We start from the raw sequence: 320 nt of genomic DNA on the forward strand, positions 1-320 counted from the left end.
GGATGGACCATAGCCAGATGCAGGGCATGGATCATTCCAAGATGATGCAGCCGACCCCGGCCAATCCGTACGGGCCGGATATGATGAAGATGCATGAGCAGATGATGGCGGCGATGGGCGCCGATGCCGGCGAGACGTGGGTCCGCAAGATGATCGAGCACCATCGCGGCGCCGTGACCATGTCGCAGACCGTGCTTCGTCACAGCCAGAATGCCGAGATTCGGCGCGAGGCGCAGAAAACGATCACCGGCCAAAACCGCGAGATCGCGACGCTGAATGGGATGCTTCGCAAGATGGGCAAGCGTCCCCAGTAAGGCCGT

At 61.2% G+C, this 320-nt stretch carries 1 protein-coding gene; it reads left to right on the top strand.

Annotation, left to right across the window (positions count from 1 at the left end):
* On the top strand, positions 1 to 314 hold a 314-nt coding region (locus tag AC0IYH_RS30425; RefSeq protein WP_471837870.1), incomplete at its 5' end, for a DUF305 domain-containing protein.
* Positions 315 to 320: the final 6 nt, after the last annotated feature.

It is taken from the genome of Pseudomonas sp. AC463 (assembly GCF_979253585.1).